Here is a 22,249-nt window from a genome sequence, read left to right on the forward strand (position 1 = left end):
ACATAACTAAAAACGGGCGCTAAAGAGCGCCCGTTTTTATGCGTTTAAACAGCTATAAAATCAATAAGCCATAAGTCTTTAATACCTTATAACTCTTTAACACCCATATTGAACAAGGTAAAACCAAAAATATCCGCGTATTGTTCTATGGTTTTGCTAATAGGCGTGCCTGCGCCATGACCGGCGTCAGTTTCAATGCGAATTAAAGTTGGGTTAGCGCCTTGATGTGTTGCTTGCTTCGCTTGTAACTCGGCAGCAAATTTAAAGGAATGCGCAGGGACAACACGGTCGTCATGATCACCGGTGGTGACCATAGTCGCTGGATAATGCGTACCCGATTTCACATTATGCACCGGTGAATAACCGTGTAAATAATTAAACATCGCTTCATTATCGTCAGACTTACCGTAGTCGTACGCCCAACCCGCACCCGAGGTAAAGGTGTGGTAACGCAGCATATCTAATACACCAACCGCAGGTAACGCCACTTTAAATAATTCAGGGCGCTGGGTCATCACCGCACCAACTAACAAGCCACCGTTCGAGCCGCCCATAACCGCGAGCTTTTCTGATGAGGTAACTTTCTCGTTAATTAAATATTCCGCTGCGGCAATAAAGTCGTCAAATACATTTTGCTTTTTCAGTTGCGTACCGGCATTGTGCCACTTTTTACCGTATTCACCGCCGCCACGTAAATTGGCCACTGCATATACGCCGCCAAGCTCTAACCACGCGGCGCGAGTTGCGCTAAACTGTGGCTGTAAGCTGATATTAAAACCACCGTAACCATATAAAATGGTTGGGTTTGAACCATCAAGTATTAACCCTTTTTTATGGGTGATGATCATCGGCACTTTTGTGCCATCTTTTGAGGTATAGAAAACCTGCTTCGACTCGAAATTATCGCTATTAAACTTAGCTTTCGATTTCAGGTGTACACTAGACTCACCGGTTTCAGTATTTAAACTAAAAATGGTCGATGGCGTTTTTTGGTTACTAAACGAGTAATAAATATCGCTTTGTGATTTTTTACCCTCAAAGCCTTTAGCCGTGCCCACTTCTGGCAATGCGATATCACGTACTAGCTTGCCGTTAAGGTCGTATTGCTGAATAAATGACGTGGCATCTTTCATGTATTTGGCAAAAATATATTTTCCGCCCGTTGAAACCGACAATACGTTATCAGTTTCTGGAATTACATCGACCCAATTTTCAGGGCTTGGCGATAAGGCACTCATTTTCACGACACGTTTATTTGGTGCGTTGCGATTGGTTACTAGCAGTAACTCGTCGCCCGAGCTTGAAACTAATGAGGTATCAGAGTCGGTATCATTAAGCACAGCAACCAGCTTGCTGTTTGGCTTGGTTAAGTCTTTTAAAAACAGTTTATTACCTGAGGTTGAAACTGACGCATAAACTAATAAATATTTACCATCACTCGTGACATCAGCGCCAACGTAACGGTGTTTTTCCGCCGCTGTGCCGCCAAAAACAAGCGTATCTTCAGCTTGCGACGTACCTAGCTTATGAAAGTACAGTTTATGTTGGTCGGTTTTTGCCGATAACTCGCTACCTTTTGGCTTGTCGTAACTTGAATAATAAAAGCCTTCATTGCCTACCCAGGCAATGCCGCTGAATTTAATATCCACTAATTCAGTTTCAATAATTTCTTTGCTGTGAGTATCCATTACTCGCGCTTTACGCCAATCACTACCACCTTCAGAAATTAAATAAACCGCACGTGAGCCATCTTCAGAAAATTCGATGCTTGATAAAGAAACGGTACCGTCTTCACTAAAGGTATTTGGGTCGATAAACACTTCTGGCGCAGCATCACCTTTTTGGCGATATAAAACGTATTGGTTTTGCAAACCATCGTTTTTGTAAAAATAAGCATAGTCACCTTCAATAAACGGCATGCCAACTTTTTCATAATTAAGTAAAGTCGCGAGTTTGTCTTTTATTTGGTCGCGGTAAGGAATTTGGCTTAGGTAAGCTTGGGTAGTTTTGTTTTGAGCCTTAACCCAAAGCGCCGTTTCCGCGCTCATATCATCTTCTAACCAGCGATAAGGATCAGCCACTTTTATGCCAAAATAATCATCAACTACCGCCCCTTTTTTAGTTTGCGGGTAAATGACTTGTGCACTTGAACCTTGATTAGACTCTACTGATGTTTTAGCAACAGAGTGAGTTTCTTGGCTACAGCCAGAAAGAGAAAGTGCTAATAAAATAGCCGAGCTTATTGCTAATTTTTTGATATTCATTTGCTACCTAAGATCAGGTTATATGGTGGCAAATATCATAGGTAAGTGGCTAAAAGATGTCTATACAAGAGCGAGCGTCAAGCTCATTTACCCGCGGTTCAATTGTGATTATATGTAAAGACAAGGTTCCATGCTAAAGAAAGAACAAAGGTAATATAACTGACTTTTCGGCAGTTAGCCTCTAATAAGATTAAAATCTATTTGCTATGCCCTAACCAGAGACTAACCGAAACTAATAGTACGATTATTGATAAATAAAGTGTTTCTATCATTGTTGTTGGCTCAATTTCGACGAGAAAGGCAAAAACCTTAATAACAAGTAGCATGACAACAACTTTACCTAGCTTTGTTTTCAGCTGATCTATCGTTTTAATTTCATATGCTTTAGAAGTATGCTCTCTTGAGTTTTCAATTGGACTAATAAATAACTCATAAAGACCAAAGGCAAAAATAAATAAAATGGACGACAACAAAAAGGTATCTAAAATTTCTATCACATACAAAATCAAGTTATCTCGAGAAATATCGCTCGTTCCTATAAAAACATAATCAAACATTGCTTTAATTAGGTGTATTACTTCATATAAACCTAAAATAATTAGCGTTACACCAGTTAACATACAAGAGAGCACCCCAAAAACGAGTACTATTCTGCTGTTCCACAGCATTGATTCAAAAAAACGTTCCATCCCCTTTCCTTCTTGTTTTTATTTAGAAGCTATTGATTATGCATTTAAAAGAGGCTAGAAACGCTTCTAACCTCTATTAGTTACCGCCAAATTACACTAAAGAGACTTTATCGCTTGGTTAGCATCATTAAGGTAATCCCAAGCCCCTTTTTTGAACTCTACCTGCGCAATATCACCTAAACTAAGGCGTGATGCGACCTCAGGTTCAACATTAACCCAAGCTGTTTTCGTTTGAATTAAGTTAGTAACGTCGCCTTCACCTATGGTTACATTGTCAATAGATGATTCACCAGTAAGGTCATTCGTATTTTTTACTTGTTTAACAAATTGAATACTGCTGCCTTCTACTAATTTTTTATTTTCACCAATGTTTATTTGGATAAAGTGTTTTTCATTTAATACTTTATACTGAATTACATAGCCTTTGGGCGAAAACTCATTTTGAATAATTTGCTTGTAGTTTCTTATTGACTGTTTAGCCGCTTGTGCAATTAGCCCCTGCTTTTCATTGGTCGATATTTTACAAGATGAAGATCTAGCATCTCTTGAAATTTCAGATACGCCAGATAACTCAACTTGGGAAGCTAGTTTTAATTCGGGCAACTTATAGGTTTTGGCAACTCCGGCCACTGTTGCTTTAAAACTACAGCTTGGTTTAACCCAAGTTTGCTTGCCGGTTATAATATTTTTCGCTTCATGCCCTTCTTTAAATTCATAATTAAAAGTAGCTGAAGTTATTACGGGAAGAATGGAAACATCAACTAAATCAAGTAATGGGCTGTCATATTCTCCTGATGTTTCATAAGCAATAATTTCATTTTTTACTTTTGTCGCGATAGACCTATCAACTAACTCAACCCCCGCTTGGTGGAGCAAGTTATCTAAAGAACCAATCATAGCACTGCCTGCAAAAGAGCTTTTTGCTAGATCATTTCTTTCTTCAGCATCTAATACCAATACTTTTAACTGTTTACCTACCAACTGAGCCTTGGTAGGCATAAGGCTAGCTTTAGGTAATTCCCTTTTTAATTGTGGGTTAGATATAATTTGACTCGCTGAATCATTGTCAATTGAGGTTGATGCACAACCCGCCAATGACATAGCTGCAGTTAAAGTAATTATATTTTTTATCATTTTATTTCCCTTTACGTTTTCTAGTACAAAAATTAAAGCTTTATGATTTCCCATAGATTGGTTTCTGCAATTTCTCTATTGAAACTATCAATTGTTAGTTTTCTCGCAGCCTGAAAATCAGTCATCGATTTACCCATAAGTACAAGCTGGTTTGATGCTAAATTCCCCTCAGCTCGCGAGGTAAAACGAATTTGTAAGGTGTTCTTATACGTGAAGTAATCGAATAATTTTGTTTGTTCAACTACTGATGAAAGCACAAGCTTGCTTGAACAATTTTTTGTCACTTTAATCGCTTGCTTGGTTAGATGATTTTCAAGAGAGTTAACATATATTTTAGATTGTTCATCTAAACTTTGAATCATCAGGCAAAGAGCGGCCAAGTTGCCCTGAACACTCTTATTTAACTGCTCCCAGGGAATTAATAATCGCTCTACAGCAGCTGATGGCTTTAACATATTGATAATTGCTGCATATCGAAATGTACGCGGAATATTTTCCGACAGTAATTTTTGAGCTCTATAGTTCCACACAATCTTAGACATAGAACTTTGTCGAGCTAAAAGCGCTGTAGCCTTGGCATTCAATTGCGTTAATTGGGTAAAGTTGTCATTTAATATATTGTGTTTATTCACTTTTAGCATGACAAAAATTTGCTGGTTTACAGTAGCTGTCTGCACTATTTGATATTGTGATATAAGGGTTTCATCCACTTTAGTGCGCATATCTTGATTAATATAAACTTGATAGTTTACGCCAGAGAGCTGCTGATTGATTTGAGTTAACCCAACCAGTGAAATACCTAGTTTTGCAGCGACATCTTGTAATGCAGCTGACTTTGCAACTTCAAGGTTATAGCTACTCCCAAGACCATAGAAAGTTGAATCATCATCTTGCGGAGGATGTTGTACCCATAAAGGTAATGGCTCGTTTAGTTCTTGCTGGGTTGATTGACATCCCTGAAGAAAGATAATTGATAAAAATATATAAAGTGATACTAATTTCATAAAGAGTCCTGAAATACTAAATAGCGGCTGTTGAAAAGTAATTTTTACTTTCAAGCACTTTATCTAGGTAACGTTGAGTTTCTTGATGAGTCTTTGATTTAATGACTTGATAAACCTCATCAGGGGTTAATTCATTGATTTTTTTAATGGCTTCTTTACGCCCTTTTTTCCCACCATTAAAGGCTCTAGCTAAATTACCGATCCCGGTGTTATAAGCAGCAATTGCGCAGTACGTTTTGCTCGTTTCATTCTCAACACCTGCTAAGTACCTAGTCATTAATAAGTTAAAGTAAGCAGCGCCAAATTGAATATTTTCTTCACCTACATACAACAATTCAGGAGTTGGCTTTTTACTACCACGAAAAATTTTATTGTTAACGTCTGCTCCGGCAGTAGAAGGCACTATTTGCATTAACCCAAACGCCGGAATATAAGATTTGGCCATTGGATTAAAGTGACTTTCAGTTTCCATTATCGCTAAAATAATCGCTTGCTGAAGTTGCCATTTTTCAGACTCTTTATTAACAATATTCAAGTATTTTTTGGCTTTCTCCGCTCGACTACCACGCAAGTTAATTTTATAGGTGATGATATTCTTAGCTGTTAAATCCAAATTATGGCTTTGCTCTATACTTCTAAGCTCTTTTTTCATGCTGTCTAACAATAGCTCAGAATTTTTTCTGGCAAGGTGAGATGCATCAGGAGTATTGGTAAAATGATCCAAAACAGAAATCTGCGTCTCTAAACGCTTTTTAGTACGGGCAATGACAACTTCTTGCTGCTTTGTAGGTGAAAGACTATCCGCCTCACTAATCGCCAAATCGAGTTCGTTTTTGTCCTCAATTCCGAGCGCATTTAACAATGAGTTACTAGGAACAACCACATCATTTTCAGTATTTATTAGGTTTATGGCTTCTGCTCGGCTAGATAGATCCATCGCCTCAATTGTATTAAATGCAATGACCTTGTCACTTGAAGGTGCAAACTCTTTATTGGTTTCAGCAATGATTTTAGGGGTAACATTTAGCGCTGAAACAATTGCCTTTTTGACTGTTGCATCAATTTCACTTTCGCTGAGTTTATCTTCATCAAGCAGGCTAACTTCAATTGTATTCTTCTCAAAATCAGCAATAACTTTAGTATTATTATCTTCGCTATACATGATGTATTCAGCACGAGAGCTAAGTTCTGCTACTCCCCAACGTTTCTTAATTTTTTCACGATATGCTTCATATCTGGATAAATAGCGTTTCTTGAAAGTATTGTATTTTGCTAATTGTGCTTTTCTATGTTCAAGGTAGTTTTTAGGCTCACTTGCCTGAGCTAGAGACAAGAAAAATGAACAACAAAACATGAAGCCGAAAGTAAAAAAGACATTGGAATTTTTTTGCACAATATATCCTTATAATGATGCTGTTTGTTTATTTCTTGTAATAAAGACTGTATTCAAACTTGGTTAAAATTGACTCTGCAATCAACGAAAGATCTTCCTCTCCTGCACCGTAAAAGTTATTGCGGGCATCTCTTGCAATCGACCTTGCCTTGCCAATCTGCTTGGGGTCATCGTCCTGAACATCAACCTCGTTATAAAGATCATGAAGTTGCTCACGAGCAAGGCTCGAGTTATTACCGTAGTTAACTGCGCCAAAATATTTATGAATAAAAAGTTTATCTTTCCCCTGTTCCTGAAGAACTAAGAAAAACTCAACATTGTTGTAGTCAAATGAATATTTAACAAAATCGCTTGTATGCTGAACAATGGTTTTATTACCTTTAATCGGCTTTTTATTCAAAAGGTCATCAGGGCTAAAATCATCAAGCAGTCCCTGTATCGTATAAGCTGAAACTCGACTGTTTTTAGTAACTAAAGATAAAATGTACTTATCATTGAGGTAATATAAAAAGCTCACCTCATTGACATATTTACTTTTTTTTATCAGCTGAGGCTCACCAAAATATTGTTTTATATAATCGACATTGCTACCAATATTTACCTTGTTTAGTAGTTCGTATTCATAGCTATGCGTAAAATGAGAGACAAATGCTACATAAGCTTCAGTCGCCATTTCTTTTGTGTCAGCCCATTGTCCAACAGCCATCAAGCCTAAGGCTAGGGCGACAAACTTCTCATAGAACTTACTTTTGTTAACCACTTTACTTGTCCCTGCTTTAAGCCTTTATTTTTAGTTAATGTTTTCCGATTTAGAAAAGCTTAAATATAATAAAGTCTCATTTTCAGGGTCTAATTTAACGGGCGCTTGTTTCATCACTTTAGTAAAGAGCGCTTTAGTATTCTCTTCTGAAATAGTCACCATAGTGCAAAGGTTTTTTTGATTGCCTAGTTGAGCATAATCAACTTTTACAATCTTAGAACCTTGCAATGCTTGGTCTGTCAATTGTGCGGTTGTTACATTAAATGTGGAGTTAGCTTGAGTTTCGTCTAGCGTAGTTACTTTGCTCGCGTACTCTTCTTGTAAACTCGCGATGCGAGTATTGATTTGTGTGGCTAATTCAGTTCTCGCTTGAGTACTCGCTTGGGTTTTATCCATTGAGAAACTATTCGATGCTGGCACACATGAAGAAGCAACTAAGCCACTTTGAACGGTAGGGTTGGTCACCCAAGATGGGATATTCATTCCCATTTTAGAAGCATTGGTATTCTCTGTTGAGCTACAGCCTCCTATCACAAGAACGATAGCAGTAAGAAATAGTGTATTAGTACTTTTGTTCATTTTATGTTCCTTCAAAAATGACGTAGATGGTTATCAATCAATGCGTCCATTAACAATTAAAAACAGAATACCACCAATAACACTATGAAATAGCAAGACTTTGTCATACATTTGTAACAGCCCCACCATAGAAAAAGATGATTATCACAAACTCCTCACTCACACGAAAAACAACAAATACAAGCCACTACTCTTTCACAACACGTTCAAAAATGATGACAAAAACCCCGCATAAAAATTCAAAAACGAAAAAGAGCGCCGGTTACACAAAAACACTTGAAAACAAGCAAGTCAGGTGCACATAACGACCAAGACTAAATTAACTTAATACGTAAAAGATAAATAAACAGGATAAAATATTAATTGAACGGCAAATTAGATGAGCTAATATAAAAAAATCAGCATTTCAGCTGGTTTTTAAATACTCATTCTCGAAGTTAGTGAGCCTTTAGGTAAGGCGGAGGCACGGAGTTGGCTTTAGCCAATGAGTACCGACAACGTCTGTATAAATTTATCAGCAACAAAAAACCAGCTTTTCGGCTGGTTTTTAAATACTCATTCTCGAAGTTAGTGAGCTTTTAGGCAAGGCGGAGGCACGGAGTTGGCTTTAGCCAAAGAGTACCGACAACACGGTATAAATTTATCAGCAACAAAAAACCAGCTTTTCAGCTGGTTTTTAAATACTCATTCTCGAAGTTAGTGAGCTTTTAGGCAAGGCGGAGGCACGGAGTTGGCTTTAGCCAATGAGTACCGACAACGCCGCGTAAATGCTCAATAACAAAGAGAACCACATCAAAGAAATTAAACGCGCTCAAATACGGTAGCAATACCTTGGCCGAGTCCAATACACATAGTAGCTAGGCCGATATTCACATCTTGCCCTTCCATCAAGTTAATCAAGGTTCCAGCAATACGAGTACCTGAACAACCTAGTGGGTGACCTAGTGCAATTGCGCCACCGTTTAAGTTGATCATGTCATCAGCTTTATCTTCTAAACCTAAGGCACGTACACAAGAAAGTGCTTGTGCGGCAAAAGCTTCGTTAAATTCAGCAAGTTCAATATCCGCTAGTGATAAACCCGCACGCTTAAGCGCTTTTTTCGTTGCTGGCACTGGACCATAACCCATGGTTGATGGATCGCAACCGGCAACGCCCATACCACGAATTTTAGCGCGAGGCGTTAATCCTAAGGCTTTGGCTTTCTCTGCTGACATCACTAACATCGCTGATGCGCCATCAGATAATGCAGAAGAAGTACCAGCGGTTACTGTACCGTTTACTGGATCAAATACCGGGCGAAGCGCACTTAAACTTTCTGCTGTTGTTTCTGGGCGAATAACTTCATCGTGTTCAATTAAGGTTAAGGCGCCATTTGCATCGTGGCCTAACATCGGCACAATTTCATTTTTCCAACGACCTTCAAGCGTTGCTTGATGAGCACGTTGGTGAGAGCGTGCGCCAAACGCGTCTTGCATTTCACGAGTAATTCCGTGTTGCATACCTAACAATTCAGCCGTTAAACCCATGTTACCAGCAGCGCGAGAAATGTATTTACTTAAGGCAGGGTCGAAGTCAACATCATACATCATAGGTACATGCCCCATGTGCTCAACACCACCAACAATAAATACGTCGCCTTGGTCACACATTATGCTTGTTGCTGCGTTATGCAGCGCTTCCATTGAAGAACCACATAAACGGTTAACCGTTACAGCGCCAACTGATTTTGGAATATCCGTTAATAATTGCGCGTTGCGAGCAATGTTAAAACCTTGTTCTTTGGTTTGCTTAACGTTACCCCAAATAATATCTTCAATTTCATTTGGGTCTAAGTTTGGGTTACGGTCAAGTAACGCCTGCATTAAATGGGCAGAAAGTGCTTCTGCACGCACATTACGAAATACACCAGCCTTAGAACGGCCCATTGGCGTACGAATACAATCGATAATTACCACATCTTTCATGATTTTCTCCTAGGCCTAAGCTGTTTTAACGTCAGTTGTGAAATAAGACTTACCTGATGCTGCCATTTCGCGCAGGCCATCAGTAACTTGGTAAACTTCCCCAAGATGCGCATATTTATCTGCAAGTTCAATGAAGTTAGCTAAACCAAGTGTTTCTAAATAACGAATTGGACCACCTCTAAATGGCGGGAAACCTAAACCGTAAATTAAGCCCATATCAGCTTCCGCTGCGGTATCAACCACACCTTCTTCTAAACAGCGCACAACTTCATTCACCATAGGGATCATCACGCGGGCAATAATTTCTTCGCTGGTGAAGTCTTTTTTCTCGCTAGGAAGTAATTTGTATGCAGCTTCTGCTGGTACTTTGGTCGGCTTGCCACGTTTGTCTTTACCGTAATCGTAAAAGCCTTGACCATTTTTCTGACCAAAACGACCTTCTTTATAAAGTAGCGTTACTGGGTCGTCGTCAATTTTAGTCATACGTGTTGGGAAACCGTCTGACATTACTGAAGATGCATGGTCGGCAGTATCTAAACCAACAACATCAAGTAAGTACGCAGGACCCATCGGCCAACCAAATTGTTTTTCCATGACTTTATCAACAGCGGTAAAATCAGCGCCTTCAAGTAATAGCTGACTAAAACCAGCGAAGTATGGGAATAGTACACGGTTAACATAAAAGCCTGGGCAGTCGTTAACTACAATCGGTGATTTACCCATTTTCGCTGCATAGGCAACAACTGTCGCAACAGTTTCTTCGCTGGTGTCTTTACCACGAATCACTTCAACTAATGGCATTTTGTGCACAGGGTTGAAAAAGTGCATACCACAGAAGTTTTCTGGGCGTTTAACGCTTTGTGCCAGTAAATCGATTGAAATCGTTGAGGTGTTTGAAGTGACAATCGCATCATCACTAACATGGCCTTCAACTTCCGCTAATACCATGCCTTTAACTTTTGGATTTTCAACCACCGCTTCAACAACAATATCAACATCTTTTACGCTGTCGTAAGATAACGACGGGGTAATATTATTTAATACGCCAGCCATTTTTGCTGGCTTCATGCGGCCGCGTTCAACTTGTTTGGTTAAAATACCCGCCGCTGTGGTTAAACCTAAGTCAAGCGCAGGGTCATTAATATCTTTCATAATAATTGGCGTGCCTTTATAAGCCGATTGGTAGGCAATACCACCGCCCATAATGCCTGCGCCAAGTACCGCGGCTTTATTCACCGCTTTTGTCGCTGCTTTGCCAGCTTTTTTCGCTTTGCCTTTGATCACTTGATCAGCCATGAATAAACCAATTTGCGCTGTGGCAGCATCGGTTTTAGCCAATTTGGCAAAATTGGCATTTTCAATCGCCATGGCTTCATCACGACCTAAACTTGCTGCCGCTTCTACCGTTTTCACCATTAACATTGGCGCTGGGTAATGTTTACCCGCTTTTGCGGCGATCATGCCCTTACAGGTATTAAAGGTCATGATCGTTTCTGTTGGGCTAAGCTTTAACGGTTCAAATTTTGGTTGACGTTTTGCTTGCCAATCAAGTTTACCGTCAATGGCTTGTTTAACCATGGAAATAGCGGCAGCTTTTAAGTTTTCACCAGCAACAACCGCATCAACTGCGCCTACAGCTAAGGCTTGTGGTGCTTTAAATGATTTGCCGGTCGACATCCATTCAACGGCGTTATCGGCGCCGATTAAACGAGGTAAGCGAACTGTGCCACCAAAACCTGGAATTAAGCCTAGTTTGACTTCAGGCAAACCCACAACCGCAGAGTCGGCCATTACGCGATAATCACACACTAGCGTCATTTCAAAACCACCGCCAAGTGCCATACCATTAATCGCAGCAACGGTAGGTAATTGAATATCTTCAAATGAATCAAACACACCTGAGGCTTGTTTCGCCCATGGAATTAACTCTGCTTCTGATTTTTGGAACATGCCTAAAAATTCAGTAATGTCTGCGCCTACGATAAACGCAGGTTTTGCTGAAGTAACTATCACGCCTTTTGCGTCGCTACATTCATTAATCGCTTTTACCGCAGCTGCATATTCTTCAATAGTCACTTGGTCAAACTTATTGACCGAGCCTTGTGCATCAAATTGGAATTCTACAATACCATCTTCTAACAACTGGACAGATAGGCTTTTGCCTTGAAATATCATGCCGGTTCTCCTCACCATGTTGGGCGTTGATTTATTAATAACTTATAATAATAGCTGACTGAGTTTGCCCTGCTTTTGAGTTAAATGCAAATTTTTTAAACACCTGTTTTAATCACCTGTATCAAATCAATTACAAGCAAGATAAGCATTCCTATATAACCACTTATTTTTATTAGTTAATTAATCAAGCTTCATGCAAAATAATGATGCGTTATTGTCGCTATAAGGCTAAGCGAATTTAGCTTATTGTCTGCATAAATCAATGTAATTTATCGCACCATTATTTTTAATTTGGCCGATAGACTAGCTAAAACGCTTAGCGAGTTTCACAAACCGATTTGATTAAAATATAGACAATAATTTGATTTTTTCAGAGAAATGAGGTTTTATTAGAACTGACAAGCCAAGCTATAAATTGCACATATAATCAATAAAAATATAACTTACCTAAGGTTATGGATAACAAAAATATGCATTGGAAAACGTTTGCGGCAATTATATTACTGATATTATCTCGACCAGTCGGCGCCGATGTACTACAACCGATTGAGATAAAAATGTCAGCTTTAGAATTTACCGGTGTAGTTCAGCAAAACCTTAACGGCGCCTTTGATTTGTTTATTAAAGACGTTGAAAAAAACACCAATGTACGACACGACTATCAAGTGCTCTCACCTGCACGTGCAGCAAAAAAGTTTTTCCAGCATGAAAATCAATGTTTAATCCCAAGTAGCTTAACACCGCAATATTTTGAAGGTTTTGATGTTATACACAGTAAAAGTTTTGCTATTGTTAGGTATCTTGCTTTTACGCGTCCGAGCCAAGAAACGATAAAAAATAAAGATCAGCTTGCGGGTAAAGTTATAGGTGTGATCCGTGATTCAGATACTTGGAATTATGAAAAGCGCTTTAATTTAAGCAATGTGGATTACGTTAAAGTGAGTGACTTAGCAACCTTAGTTGAGTTGCTATATAAAAAGCGCGTCGATGTAGCCATTCACGATCATGTTGACTTTATTGCCATGACCGAGCATTTAGCGCAAGACCCGCCCAACTATCATTATCAAGCGCCAATGGCGATTGATAAAGTGGTGATAACTTGCCATAACAGTGAAATAACCCGTGCTTATATGAAACGGGTTAATTTAGCGATTGAACAAGCGATTAAAAACGACGACTTTAAAAACTACTACCAACTTTCAACCATTAATGAAGACTAACGTCCGTAACCCCAACGCGGCATTATGCTTTGATCTATATTTAAATGATCTAATACCCGACCAACCATAAAATCGACTAAATCATTAATTGATTCAGGTTGATGATAAAAGCCGGGAGCTGCGGGCATAATGGTAACGCCAAGTTGCGATAACGACAGCATATTTTGCAAGTGAATTGACGAAAATGGCGTTTCTCGCACCATTAAAATCAATTGTCCACGTTCTTTAATGACCACATCGGCAGCACGTTCAATTAAATTATCGCTCATACCCTGACTAATCGCAGCCAACGTACCTGTCGAACATGGGCAGACCACCATTTGTTTTGGCGCGGCAGACCCCGAGGCGACAGGCGAGAACCATTGCTCTTTGCCTAACGCGATAATTTGCTCAGGTTGGGCTTGGTATTTTTCCGTAAGAAATTTTGTTGCAGCATCTGGTGACGCCGGTAATTTCACGCCAACTTCGGTATCAAGTACGATACGCCCAGCACTTGAACACAGCAAAAACACTTGATAATTAGCGGCAAGCAAACATTCGAGTAAACGCAGCGCATAAGCAGAGCCCGACGCTCCGGTGATCGCTAAGGTGATTTTATCTTTAAAGGTATGCTGATTAAGCACGTTCATATCCTTCATTTATCTTCGCCTGCTAACGCTGTGAGTAGTTTTTGATGAATACCACCAAAACCGCCATTGCTCATTACTACAATAGTATCATTTGGTTTTGATTGCTGAGCAATTGCCTGCACTAGGTGTTCAATATTATCTGATACTGTGCACGCCTGCTGACAATCATTGATTAATGCATCAACCGACCATGTCACGCCCTCGCCCTGATAGACAAATACTTGATCGGCTTGTGCCAGTGACTTAGCTAAGGTGTCTTTATGCACACCTGATTTCATCGTATTTGAGCGCGGCTCTAACACGGCAATTACGCGCTTTTCACCAACATGGTTGCGCACACCCGCTAACGTTTTAGTAATTGCCGTTGGATGATGGGCAAAATCATCGTATACACGAACGCCATTAACCTCGCCTCTTAATTCCAGTCGTCGTTTGGTATTGATAAATTCAGACAAGGCTTCAATGGCAACTTCAGGCGTTATACCAGCATTACGCGCAGCAGCAATCGCCATTAAGCCATTATCAATATTAAAGTCGCCAATAAGATTCCAGTTTACGGTGCCAAAGATTTTACCTTTAAAGCTGACAACAAATTCACTGCCATCAGCGATTAATTTTTCACCATACCAACCATCACTTTTGTTGCTATCGTCAACAGTAACTTCGGTATCAGTCCAACAATCTTGTGCAATCGTCTCTGCAATCGCAATGTCACTTTGTGGTGATAAAATTAAGCCATTGCTGGGCACCATGCGAATAAGGTGGTTGAACTGTTTTTGAATATCAGTAATGTCATCAAAGATATCAGCATGATCAAATTCTAAATTGTTGATCACTAAAGTACGCGGGCGATAATGAACAAACTTCGAACGTTTATCAAAAAAGGCGGTATCATATTCGTCGGCTTCAATCACAAAAAACGGTGCTTTGCCCAAACGCGCCGAGCTATCAAAGTTTTGTGGCACACCACCAATTAAATAACCCGGCGCCATGCCCGCGTATTCTAAAATCCAAGTGAGCATGCTACTGGTGGTGGTTTTACCATGAGTACCTGAAACGGCTAGCACCCAACGATCTTTTAAAACATTTTCTAATAACCACTGCGGCCCTGAGGTATAAGCGATATTGCGATCGAGCACATATTCCACCAATGTATTGCCGCGCGACATAGCATTACCAATAATGACTAAGTCGGGTTCATCATCAAAATGCTCAAGTTCATAACCTTGCATTAACTCAATGCCAAGCGCTGCTAGCTGAGTGCTCATTGGCGGATAAACATTGGCGTCACAACCTGACACTCGATGACCTAATTCTTTAGCAATAGCCGCAATGCCGCCCATAAAGGTGCCGCAAATGCCTAATATGTGAATATGCATAATTACCTTAAACGCAACTGTAAATACACTGCTCTACAAGTTCGCTCATTATTTGAATCTATTAATTGAGCGTCAATATACCTTAGTCACAAGAAAAAATAACGGATTTTGTCTATTTGGCCGTCTTAGGTTTGCAAATCTTGGTTAAATTTAACAATATCTACAAACATCAAGGTTTCATCAACGAGCGCTTAACATCCCTCGGTTAACAATAAGGAAATAAACTGTGCCAAACAGTGATATTAACGTAAAGAGCTTACATGTTTACCCAATTAAATCTGCCGCAGGTATTGCACTTTCACATGCATGGCTTGACGAATTGGGATTAAGCTTTGATCGCCGTTTTGTGATAAGTGATCTGCACGGGCAATTTATTACCGCAAGAACCGAGCACAAGCTCTGTTTAATTCAAGTTCACTTACTTGCTAATGGTTTAATGTTATCAGCGCCTAATATGGATAACCTTACGATTGCTTATCAAGACTTTAGTGATGATTACCAAGCGGTAACCGTATGGGGCGATACCATTAACGCACAGCATTGCCGGCAGCAGTATGACGCATGGTTTAGTCGTTATTTGAACAAACCATGTCAGCTATTGTTTTTTGGCGACAAATCACATCGCAAAGTGAAAAATTCAGAGAAAGAAGTCGGCTTTGCGGACGGTTATCCTTTGTTATTAATTAGCCAAGCATCGCTTGACGATTTGAATCAAAAAGCGAATACCGCGTTTACCATGGCGCGCTTTCGCCCGAACATTGTTGTTGAAAATTGTTCAGCCTTTGCCGAAGATACATGGCAGCGCATTCGTATTGGCGAGGTTGAATTTGAACTAGCCAAAGCTTGTTCACGCTGTACTTTTACCACAGTCGATCCGATATCAGCGCAAAAACATGCCCAAGGTGAACCACTGCGCACCTTAAAAACTTATCGCCAAGTAGCAGATGGCGACATTATGTTTGGTCAGAACTTAATTGCACTAAACCAAGGCAACATTCATCAAGGCGCTCAAGTTGAAATATTATCCACTAAAAATGCACTGAGCTTTATTACACCAGTAACTCAGTCATCAAGCGCTACTACTTCCAAAACATCGATAACAAGTGAAACAGAAAACGATATGCAATCAAGCACACTAAAACAAGCAGTAGTTAAGCAAATTCCTGCAAAAGAAGAGCCAGTAAAAACCGATAAGCCTAAAATTGATTTAAGCTCTTGGGATAAAACAGTTACCGGTAATAATAAAGAGACTATTTTAGCGCAAGCCGAAGCAGCAGGTGTTTTCATGCCATATTCATGTCGAGAAGGCATGTGTGGAGCCTGTAAAGTTCAGCTCGACAGTGGTGAAGTTGAACAACAAGTCTGCGACGGTTTAAGCGATTTAGAACAACAAGCAGGGTTTATTTTAAGCTGTAGTTGTGTGCCTAAATCAGATATTGTCATTAGTAAAATAGATCGCGCTAAATTAAGGGCAATTAAAGAACAAGAGCGTGACCTGCAAGAGCAGCGATTAGCAAAAGCGAAACAGGCTGAATAAGTAAGATAGACAAGGGAAAACTGATGAAGTTAAATTGCGATTTAGGCGAAAGTTTTGGTACGTGGCAAAAAGGCCAAGACGACGAGATTATGCCGTTAATTGACCAAGCTAATATCGCCTGCGGCTTTCACGCATCAGATCCACTGACGATGCAGAAAACAGTGCAATTAGCGGTAAAACATCAAGTCAGTATCGGTGCTCACCCTGCTTACCCTGACTTAGTTGGTTTTGGCCGCAGAACAATGGCGATTGAAGGCCAAGAGCTCGAAGCCATTATTATCTATCAAATTGGTGCATTGCAGGCGTTTTGCCAACAACAAGGCGTACAGCTTGATTACGTAAAGCCTCATGGCGCACTGTATAACGATATGATGAAAAATACTGACTTGTTTCAACATGTTTGTCGGGCAATCGCTAGTGTTTCAGCTAAGCTAAAGCTAATGATCCAAGCTTTGCCAGATACGCTCGTATTTCAGCAAATAGCGAGTGAACATGGCATCGCACTTTATTTTGAAGCCTTTGCCGACAGAAATTACCAAAGTGATGGCTTTTTGGTGCCACGAAGCGAGCCAAATGCAGTAATCACAGATAAACAGTTAGTCATTGAGCGTTGTCAGCAATTAATGAGTACTGGCCATATTTTAGATATCAACAACCAACCACTTGCCATGCAGATAGATAGCTTGTGTGTGCATGGTGATAATCAACAAGCGTTGGCGTTAGTGAAAACGATTCGCCAGCAGATGAGTCGCAATACATAAGTGACAAGTAACTAGGCGGTAAACGAGTATGAGCAAAGCTTCGTCATTTGATGGTTTGTCAGTCAATAACATTCATATTGAGCCGATAAGTGAAAATGCCATATTGCTGACTTGGCCAGAAGTGATTTGCGTGCAGCAACATCAACAAATCATGCAGTGCCAGCAAATAATTGAGCAGCAATTAGCGCCATTAATTATCAACACAGTAGCCGCTTACAACTCATTGATTGTTCATTATTATTTTCAAAAAACGCCATTATTTTCTTTACAAAAAAAGCTGAAAACCATTTGCCAAGCACTCGATAAAACGGAGGCAGACAGTACCACTAGCTCAGTTATTGAAATTCCAGTCTATTACCATCAAGATGCCGGATGGGACTTAAAAGATGTTGCGCAGCAAACCAAGTTATCTATTGATGAGGTTATCAGCACGCATAGTGAAACCACTTACCGTGCTTATGCCTTAGGCTTTACGCCCGGCTTTTGCTATTTAGCCAGTCTTGATAAAAAACTCGCCTTACCAAGAAAATCGACACCAAGAGTGAACATTCCAAAAGGTGCCGTGGCGATTGCTCAGCAGCAAACCGCAATCTACCCAAACAACAGTCCTGGCGGTTGGCACATTATTGGGCAAACCCCAATGCCGATGTATCAGGTATCGACGAACCATGGCCATAACCATTTCACTCCGGCTATTGCGGTTGGACAACAGGTAAAGTTTAACGCCATTGATTACACGACTTTTTGTCAATTAGGTGGTCAGCTTGAGTATGAAAAACGCTAGCAAAGGAAATAAGCCATGACAAACCGTATTGAGATTATCGATTTAAAAGGCAATTGCAGTATTCAGGACTTAGGTCGTGACAAGGCTCAGCATCTTGGCTTTAGTGGCTCTGGCGCCAGTGATGAATATAGTTTCCTAATGGCTAATCAGCTGATAAATAATGTCGCCAATTCGCCAGCACTTGAAATAACCTTGGGGCAAATTCAATTGTTGGCGCACAGTGATACCCAATTTGCCATTACCGGCGCCGACTGCCGAGCGACAGTCAATGATAAACCAATAAAAAATTGGGCGGTTCACTCTTTAAACACTGGCGATGTTTTAACGCTAAAGCAGCCGATGCAGCATTTACACAGCTACTTAGCTTTTTTAGGTGGCATAGTCTGCGATACATTTTTTGCCAGTCACTCACAAACGTTGAATGAACAACAATTGGCATTAACCGCCAAAAAGCTAGCCGCAGGCAGCTTTATAGAATTATACCAAACGGGCAATATGACACCGGCAGAAACACAGCAATTATTCACCATAACAAAAGTTAATCAGCGCGCCACAAGTCCTTTATTGTTTCATGCCTCAGAGCAGTTAACACTTAGATTTATACCAAGCCCAATGTGGTGGCAATTAAGTGATAAAAAACGCAATTTTTTCACCGAGCAAAGTTACGAGATTTTGCCGCAAAGTAACCGTATGGGATATCGATTATCAAGTGATGTCTTATTTAATTGCCATGGCGTTAACGATAAGCCGGCAAATCTTTCAAAACCGGTATGTTATGGCACAATTCAATTGCCAGATAACGGTCAACCTATTGTATTAATGAAAGAAAGGCAAACCATAGGCGGCTATCCGGTATTAGGTACGGTCATGAAAACCGACTTATTTCGTCTTGCGCAAAAACGTCCGGGGCAGCATGTGCGCTTCGCCACCATAAGTATTGAACAAGCGCAGCAACAGCTTGCGGCTTTTTATCAAAAACTTAATGTTGAGACGTATTGATTAGAAGCTATAACCGAGGCTAACCACCAAGCGATAATCATTTTTTAACGGCAAATTTCCATCGTCGTCTTGGTGTGGCTTTTCTGTGCGATCAACGTAAAAGGTCAAATCCAGATCAAAATCACTGGTTAAGTCAATCTCAACCCCTGTTTCTAAACGATGAATATATTGCCCGGCATTTTCACTGACAATTTGTAGTTGGTAGTCTGCAACAAAATCGATTTCTTTATTGATTTCAATATCAAAGTTACTGCCTAAGGTAAGTACGCCAGATTTTTCAGAGCGGTCTTCCCCTTCACTAGCGGTTGCAAATAAGGTTTTTTGATAGCTAGGACCAGCCGTCACGTCCCAACTAAAGCGCTTTTTATCGTATAAGTGATAACCCAAAGCCACACCGGCGGTTAATCGGCTATCAATATTTTGAAAAATGTCACTGTAGTATTCAGCATCAACGGCACGAAAGAATATTTTTTCATTAATGTAAATATCGTGTGAGCTGGTCAAGCGTTGGCTATTAGCGGTTTCAACACGCTCGCCGGTATCTGAATCACGGTTAGCACTAACGTTGCCAATGTAACTTATTTTAAATCGACTACCAGAGGTTCTACGTTGTGCCTCGGCTGAAAAGGTATAGTCGTACTTGGTTGAATTACCTTTACTGAAGTTGGCACCTAAGTTTATGTCAGCACTCCAAACATCCAGCAAACTACCTGATGCAGAAGCGATAGAAATAACATTCTCTTTAGGTACTTCAATCGTTTTTCCATTACTCGAAATGGTTAACACGCTATTTTCTAAAACGATCCACCCTTCAATATCAATAATGTCACTGCCATTTTTATAGCGAACACTTTGCATGCCTTTGCTCTTAATGCCAATGATTTCATCCCATTCAAACAGCAACTCTTTAAGTTCTTTACTGTCAAATTCAAGTTCGTCATCATACATCGACAATAAGTCACCTTTGAGCTTTTCATCGGTATGTAAGGTGATCCAATCAAAGCGTTCGATTACTACAATAGTGTTATTGTTTTGCGTTTTTCTTTCAATCAATTCAGGAATAGGTTCGGCAGACAAGACAGGCAAGCTAAAAAAAAATGTTTGCATAAACACAGCCGTAAAAACACAACGAATAAACACTTTAGCTATACCTTTGGTCAGAAATTTTGGAAAAAATAGCATAGTTACCGACACGCAACTATGACCTGAACCCAATAATACAATAACTCTATTGAAAAAACACAACAGCTACAAAATATAACGGCAGTGCTAACCACGCACGCTAAACGCTTCGACTTAACCACCAACAATGCACACTTTCTGTGCATGAAAAAGTTTCATGTAGTGCACAAATACTTTTCATCAATGCATCAGAATCAACAAACCATTGATTTTAATGGCTTTACTATAGTGGCATCTTGCTTGCTCTAGTAAAAGCAACTTATTTCATCGTTTGCTTTTACTAGAGCAAATACATAAAAATTTATCACAAGGATATTTATCATGAGCGCAGAGCAAGGCATTAAGCTGCTGTCCTTTACCGGAAAAATGAAAGTTCTACACTTAAGTTGGATGGCGTTTTTCATCACCTTCGCTGTTTGGTTTAACTTTGCTCCTTTAGTGTCAGTTGTAGCTGATACCTTAGGGCTGACAAAAAGTGAAATTAAAACCTTAATGTTACTTAACGTGGCATTGACCATTCCGGCACGTATCATTATTGGCATGCTGACCGACAAATATGGTCCGCGCTTGGTTTATGCATTGCTATTAGCCGTTTGTAGTATTCCTTGTTTCATGTTTGCTTTTGCTGACTCGTTTGAACAAGCTGCGCTTTCTCGCTTTTTATTAGGCTTTATTGGTGCTGGTTTTGTTATCGGTATTCGCATGGTCAGTGAATGGTTCCCCGCTAACGAATTAGGTACTGCAGAAGGCATTTATGGTGGTTGGGGTAACTTTGGCTCTGCTGCGGCTGCGATGTCACTACCGACCATTGCCCTTTTATTTGGCGGCGATGAAGGTTGGAGATACGCTGTAGCATTAACGGGTGTATTAAGCTTACTATTTAGTGTGATTTGGTATACCAACGTAACTGATACGCCTAAAGGCTCAACTTACTTTAAACCTAAACAAGGTGGCGCGATGGAAGTCACCAGTAAAGGCGACTTTTTCTTATTATTATTAATGAAGCTACCTATGTATGGCGCACTAGCGTTATTAACATGGAAGCTTTCGCCAGCAGGTGTGAGCTTACTTACCGAGCAAAGCGCCATTATTGCTTACGTTGGTTTAGTGTTATTGTTTTTACTGGAAGTAAAACAAACCATTAAAGTTAATGGTCATGTATTTAAAGAAGAAGTACCTGAAATTCACCGCTATAAATTCAGACAAGTTGCGGTATTAAACGTCTTATATTTTGCAACGTTTGGCTCTGAATTAGCTGTAGTTTCAATGTTACCGTTATTTTTTGCAGAAACTTTTGGTCTTAGCATGGTTTATGCGGCGATGTTGGCATCAACTTACGCCTTTATGAACTTAATGTCTCGCCCAGGCGGCGGTTGGTTATCAGATAAGTTTGGCCGTAAAAAAACCTTACTTATTTTAACCGCAGGTTTAGCACTAGGTTACTTTGCCATGTCAGAAATTACTGGCAGCTGGCCACTAGCCTTAGCCGTAGCAACAGCAATGGCATGTTCGTTCTTCGTACAAGCTGGTGAAGGCGCTGTATTTGCCGCGGTACCATTAATTAAACGTCGTTTAACGGGTCAAATTGCGGGAATGACAGGTGCTTATGGTAACGTTGGTGCAGTAGTTTACTTAACGGTATTAACCATGGTTGATTATTCAACATTCTTTTTAGTGATTGCCGCAACAGCTGTGGTAGGCTTTGTTACCTTATTGTTTATGGAAGAGCCTAAAGGTTCAATGACGGAAGTGCGTGAAGACGGCACCGTTGAGTTAATTTCGGTTCACTAATTAC

At 40.0% G+C, this 22,249-nt stretch carries 18 protein-coding genes; 6 read left to right on the forward strand and 12 right to left on the reverse strand.

The window, feature by feature from the left end:
• Positions 1-86 precede the first annotated feature (86 nt).
• The 9 genes from ACRRSQ_RS13555 to fadB form a co-directional block, all read right to left on the reverse strand.
• A complete protein-coding gene (locus tag ACRRSQ_RS13555) occupies positions 87-2,264 on the reverse strand; it encodes a prolyl oligopeptidase family serine peptidase (RefSeq protein ID WP_440876292.1) in 2,178 nt (725 codons plus the stop codon).
• A 197-nt stretch (positions 2,265-2,461) separates the two neighbouring features.
• Entirely contained in the window at positions 2,462-2,953 is a 492-nt protein-coding gene (locus ACRRSQ_RS13560; protein WP_440876293.1) for a YqhA family protein, read from the reverse strand.
• 96 nt (positions 2,954-3,049) lie between these two features.
• Positions 3,050-4,141 (reverse strand): hypothetical protein, encoded by a 1,092-nt coding sequence (locus tag ACRRSQ_RS13565; protein WP_440876294.1) that lies wholly within the window; start codon positions 4,139-4,141, stop codon positions 3,050-3,052.
• Positions 4,120-5,091: a hypothetical protein gene (locus tag ACRRSQ_RS13570; RefSeq protein WP_440876295.1), complete on the reverse strand. Its 972-nt coding sequence runs from the start codon at positions 5,089-5,091 to the stop codon at positions 4,120-4,122. The genes ACRRSQ_RS13565 and ACRRSQ_RS13570 overlap by 22 nt, the downstream gene beginning before the upstream one ends.
• 16 nt (positions 5,092-5,107) lie before the next feature.
• Positions 5,108-6,484 carry a murein transglycosylase domain-containing protein gene (locus ACRRSQ_RS13575; RefSeq protein ID WP_440876296.1) on the reverse strand — a complete coding sequence of 459 codons (1,377 nt, stop codon included), beginning with the start codon at positions 6,482-6,484 and terminating at the stop codon, positions 5,108-5,110.
• A gap of 28 nt (positions 6,485-6,512) precedes the next feature.
• Positions 6,513-7,244 (reverse strand): ETEC_3214 domain-containing protein, encoded by a 732-nt coding sequence (locus ACRRSQ_RS13580; RefSeq protein WP_440876297.1) that lies wholly within the window; start codon positions 7,242-7,244, stop codon positions 6,513-6,515.
• Positions 7,245-7,274: 30 nt separating this feature from the next.
• The gene (locus ACRRSQ_RS13585) at positions 7,275-7,823 is read right to left on the reverse strand and encodes an LPP20 family lipoprotein (RefSeq protein WP_440876298.1); all 549 of its coding nucleotides are present in this window, start codon (positions 7,821-7,823) and stop codon (positions 7,275-7,277) included.
• A gap of 801 nt (positions 7,824-8,624) precedes the next feature.
• Positions 8,625-9,788: an acetyl-CoA C-acyltransferase FadA gene (fadA, locus tag ACRRSQ_RS13590; RefSeq protein WP_440876299.1), complete on the reverse strand. Its 1,164-nt coding sequence runs from the start codon at positions 9,786-9,788 to the stop codon at positions 8,625-8,627.
• Between the two features lie 15 nt (positions 9,789-9,803).
• Positions 9,804-11,963: a fatty acid oxidation complex subunit alpha FadB gene (gene fadB, locus ACRRSQ_RS13595; protein ID WP_440876300.1), complete on the reverse strand. Its 2,160-nt coding sequence runs from the start codon at positions 11,961-11,963 to the stop codon at positions 9,804-9,806.
• Between the two features lie 470 nt (positions 11,964-12,433).
• Here fadB and ACRRSQ_RS13600 point away from each other — a divergent pair, with 470 nt between their 5' ends.
• Complete coding sequence (locus ACRRSQ_RS13600) at positions 12,434-13,183, forward strand: hypothetical protein (RefSeq protein WP_440876301.1); 750 nt, start codon at positions 12,434-12,436, stop codon at positions 13,181-13,183.
• On the opposite strand, the gene ACRRSQ_RS13605 is transcribed toward ACRRSQ_RS13600, so the two are convergent.
• On the reverse strand, positions 13,180-13,821 hold the full coding sequence (locus tag ACRRSQ_RS13605) for a flavin prenyltransferase UbiX (RefSeq protein WP_440876302.1): 642 nt from the start codon (positions 13,819-13,821) through the stop codon (positions 13,180-13,182). The two genes, ACRRSQ_RS13600 and ACRRSQ_RS13605, sit on opposite strands and share 4 nt — an antisense overlap.
• Positions 13,818-15,191, reverse strand: coding sequence for a UDP-N-acetylmuramate:L-alanyl-gamma-D-glutamyl-meso-diaminopimelate ligase (mpl, locus tag ACRRSQ_RS13610; protein WP_440876303.1), 1,374 nt, complete (start codon positions 15,189-15,191; stop codon positions 13,818-13,820). The genes ACRRSQ_RS13605 and mpl overlap by 4 nt, the downstream gene beginning before the upstream one ends.
• Positions 15,192-15,417: 226 nt before the next feature.
• On the opposite strand from mpl, the gene ACRRSQ_RS13615 reads away from it, so the two are divergent.
• Genes ACRRSQ_RS13615 through ACRRSQ_RS13630 form a run of 4 tightly spaced genes read left to right on the forward strand, consistent with a single transcriptional unit; the run spans position 15,418 to position 19,272 of the window.
• On the forward strand, positions 15,418-16,728 hold the full coding sequence (locus tag ACRRSQ_RS13615) for a YcbX family protein (protein WP_440876304.1): 1,311 nt from the start codon (positions 15,418-15,420) through the stop codon (positions 16,726-16,728).
• A gap of 23 nt (positions 16,729-16,751) precedes the next feature.
• Entirely contained in the window at positions 16,752-17,489 is a 738-nt protein-coding gene (locus tag ACRRSQ_RS13620; protein WP_440876305.1) for a 5-oxoprolinase subunit PxpA, read from the forward strand.
• Positions 17,490-17,517: 28 nt separating this feature from the next.
• A complete protein-coding gene (gene pxpB / locus ACRRSQ_RS13625; RefSeq protein ID WP_440876306.1) occupies positions 17,518-18,273 on the forward strand; it encodes a 5-oxoprolinase subunit PxpB in 756 nt (251 codons plus the stop codon).
• Between the two features lie 15 nt (positions 18,274-18,288).
• Positions 18,289-19,272 (forward strand): biotin-dependent carboxyltransferase family protein, encoded by a 984-nt coding sequence (locus ACRRSQ_RS13630; protein ID WP_440876307.1) that lies wholly within the window; start codon positions 18,289-18,291, stop codon positions 19,270-19,272.
• On the opposite strand, the gene ACRRSQ_RS13635 is transcribed toward ACRRSQ_RS13630, so the two are convergent.
• Complete coding sequence (locus ACRRSQ_RS13635) at positions 19,273-20,379, reverse strand: DUF481 domain-containing protein (RefSeq protein ID WP_440876308.1); 1,107 nt, start codon at positions 20,377-20,379, stop codon at positions 19,273-19,275.
• A gap of 396 nt (positions 20,380-20,775) precedes the next feature.
• On the opposite strand from ACRRSQ_RS13635, the gene ACRRSQ_RS13640 reads away from it, so the two are divergent.
• Positions 20,776-22,245: a NarK family nitrate/nitrite MFS transporter gene (locus tag ACRRSQ_RS13640; protein WP_440876309.1), complete on the forward strand. Its 1,470-nt coding sequence runs from the start codon at positions 20,776-20,778 to the stop codon at positions 22,243-22,245.
• Positions 22,246-22,249: the final 4 nt, after the last annotated feature.

The organism is Thalassotalea sp. PLHSN55 (assembly GCF_052030545.1).
Taxonomy (GTDB): Bacteria; Pseudomonadota; Gammaproteobacteria; order Enterobacterales; family Alteromonadaceae; genus CANMXU01.

What these genes read in the sequence shown, in the direction of transcription:
- fadA (WP_440876299.1), bottom strand. Translation starts at nt 9,788, where the DNA reads ATGAAAGATGTGGTAATTATCGATTGTATTCGTACGCCAATGGGCCGT.
- ACRRSQ_RS13630 (WP_440876307.1), top strand. Translation starts at nt 18,289, where the DNA reads ATGACAAACCGTATTGAGATTATCGATTTAAAAGGCAATTGCAGTATT.
- fadB (WP_440876300.1), bottom strand. Translation starts at nt 11,963, where the DNA reads ATGATATTTCAAGGCAAAAGCCTATCTGTCCAGTTGTTAGAAGATGGT.
- pxpB (WP_440876306.1), top strand. Translation starts at nt 17,518, where the DNA reads ATGAGCAAAGCTTCGTCATTTGATGGTTTGTCAGTCAATAACATTCAT.
- ACRRSQ_RS13565 (WP_440876294.1), bottom strand. Translation starts at nt 4,141, where the DNA reads ATGGGAAATCATAAAGCTTTAATTTTTGTACTAGAAAACGTAAAGGGA.
- ACRRSQ_RS13600 (WP_440876301.1), top strand. Translation starts at nt 12,434, where the DNA reads ATGCATTGGAAAACGTTTGCGGCAATTATATTACTGATATTATCTCGA.
- ACRRSQ_RS13635 (WP_440876308.1), bottom strand. Translation starts at nt 20,379, where the DNA reads ATGCAAACATTTTTTTTTAGCTTGCCTGTCTTGTCTGCCGAACCTATT.
- ACRRSQ_RS13640 (WP_440876309.1), top strand. Translation starts at nt 20,776, where the DNA reads ATGAGCGCAGAGCAAGGCATTAAGCTGCTGTCCTTTACCGGAAAAATG.
- mpl (WP_440876303.1), bottom strand. Translation starts at nt 15,191, where the DNA reads ATGCATATTCACATATTAGGCATTTGCGGCACCTTTATGGGCGGCATT.
- ACRRSQ_RS13570 (WP_440876295.1), bottom strand. Translation starts at nt 5,091, where the DNA reads ATGAAATTAGTATCACTTTATATATTTTTATCAATTATCTTTCTTCAG.
- ACRRSQ_RS13620 (WP_440876305.1), top strand. Translation starts at nt 16,752, where the DNA reads ATGAAGTTAAATTGCGATTTAGGCGAAAGTTTTGGTACGTGGCAAAAA.
- ACRRSQ_RS13555 (WP_440876292.1), bottom strand. Translation starts at nt 2,264, where the DNA reads ATGAATATCAAAAAATTAGCAATAAGCTCGGCTATTTTATTAGCACTT.
- ACRRSQ_RS13560 (WP_440876293.1), bottom strand. Translation starts at nt 2,953, where the DNA reads ATGGAACGTTTTTTTGAATCAATGCTGTGGAACAGCAGAATAGTACTC.
- ACRRSQ_RS13585 (WP_440876298.1), bottom strand. Translation starts at nt 7,823, where the DNA reads ATGAACAAAAGTACTAATACACTATTTCTTACTGCTATCGTTCTTGTG.
- ACRRSQ_RS13605 (WP_440876302.1), bottom strand. Translation starts at nt 13,821, where the DNA reads ATGAAGGATATGAACGTGCTTAATCAGCATACCTTTAAAGATAAAATC.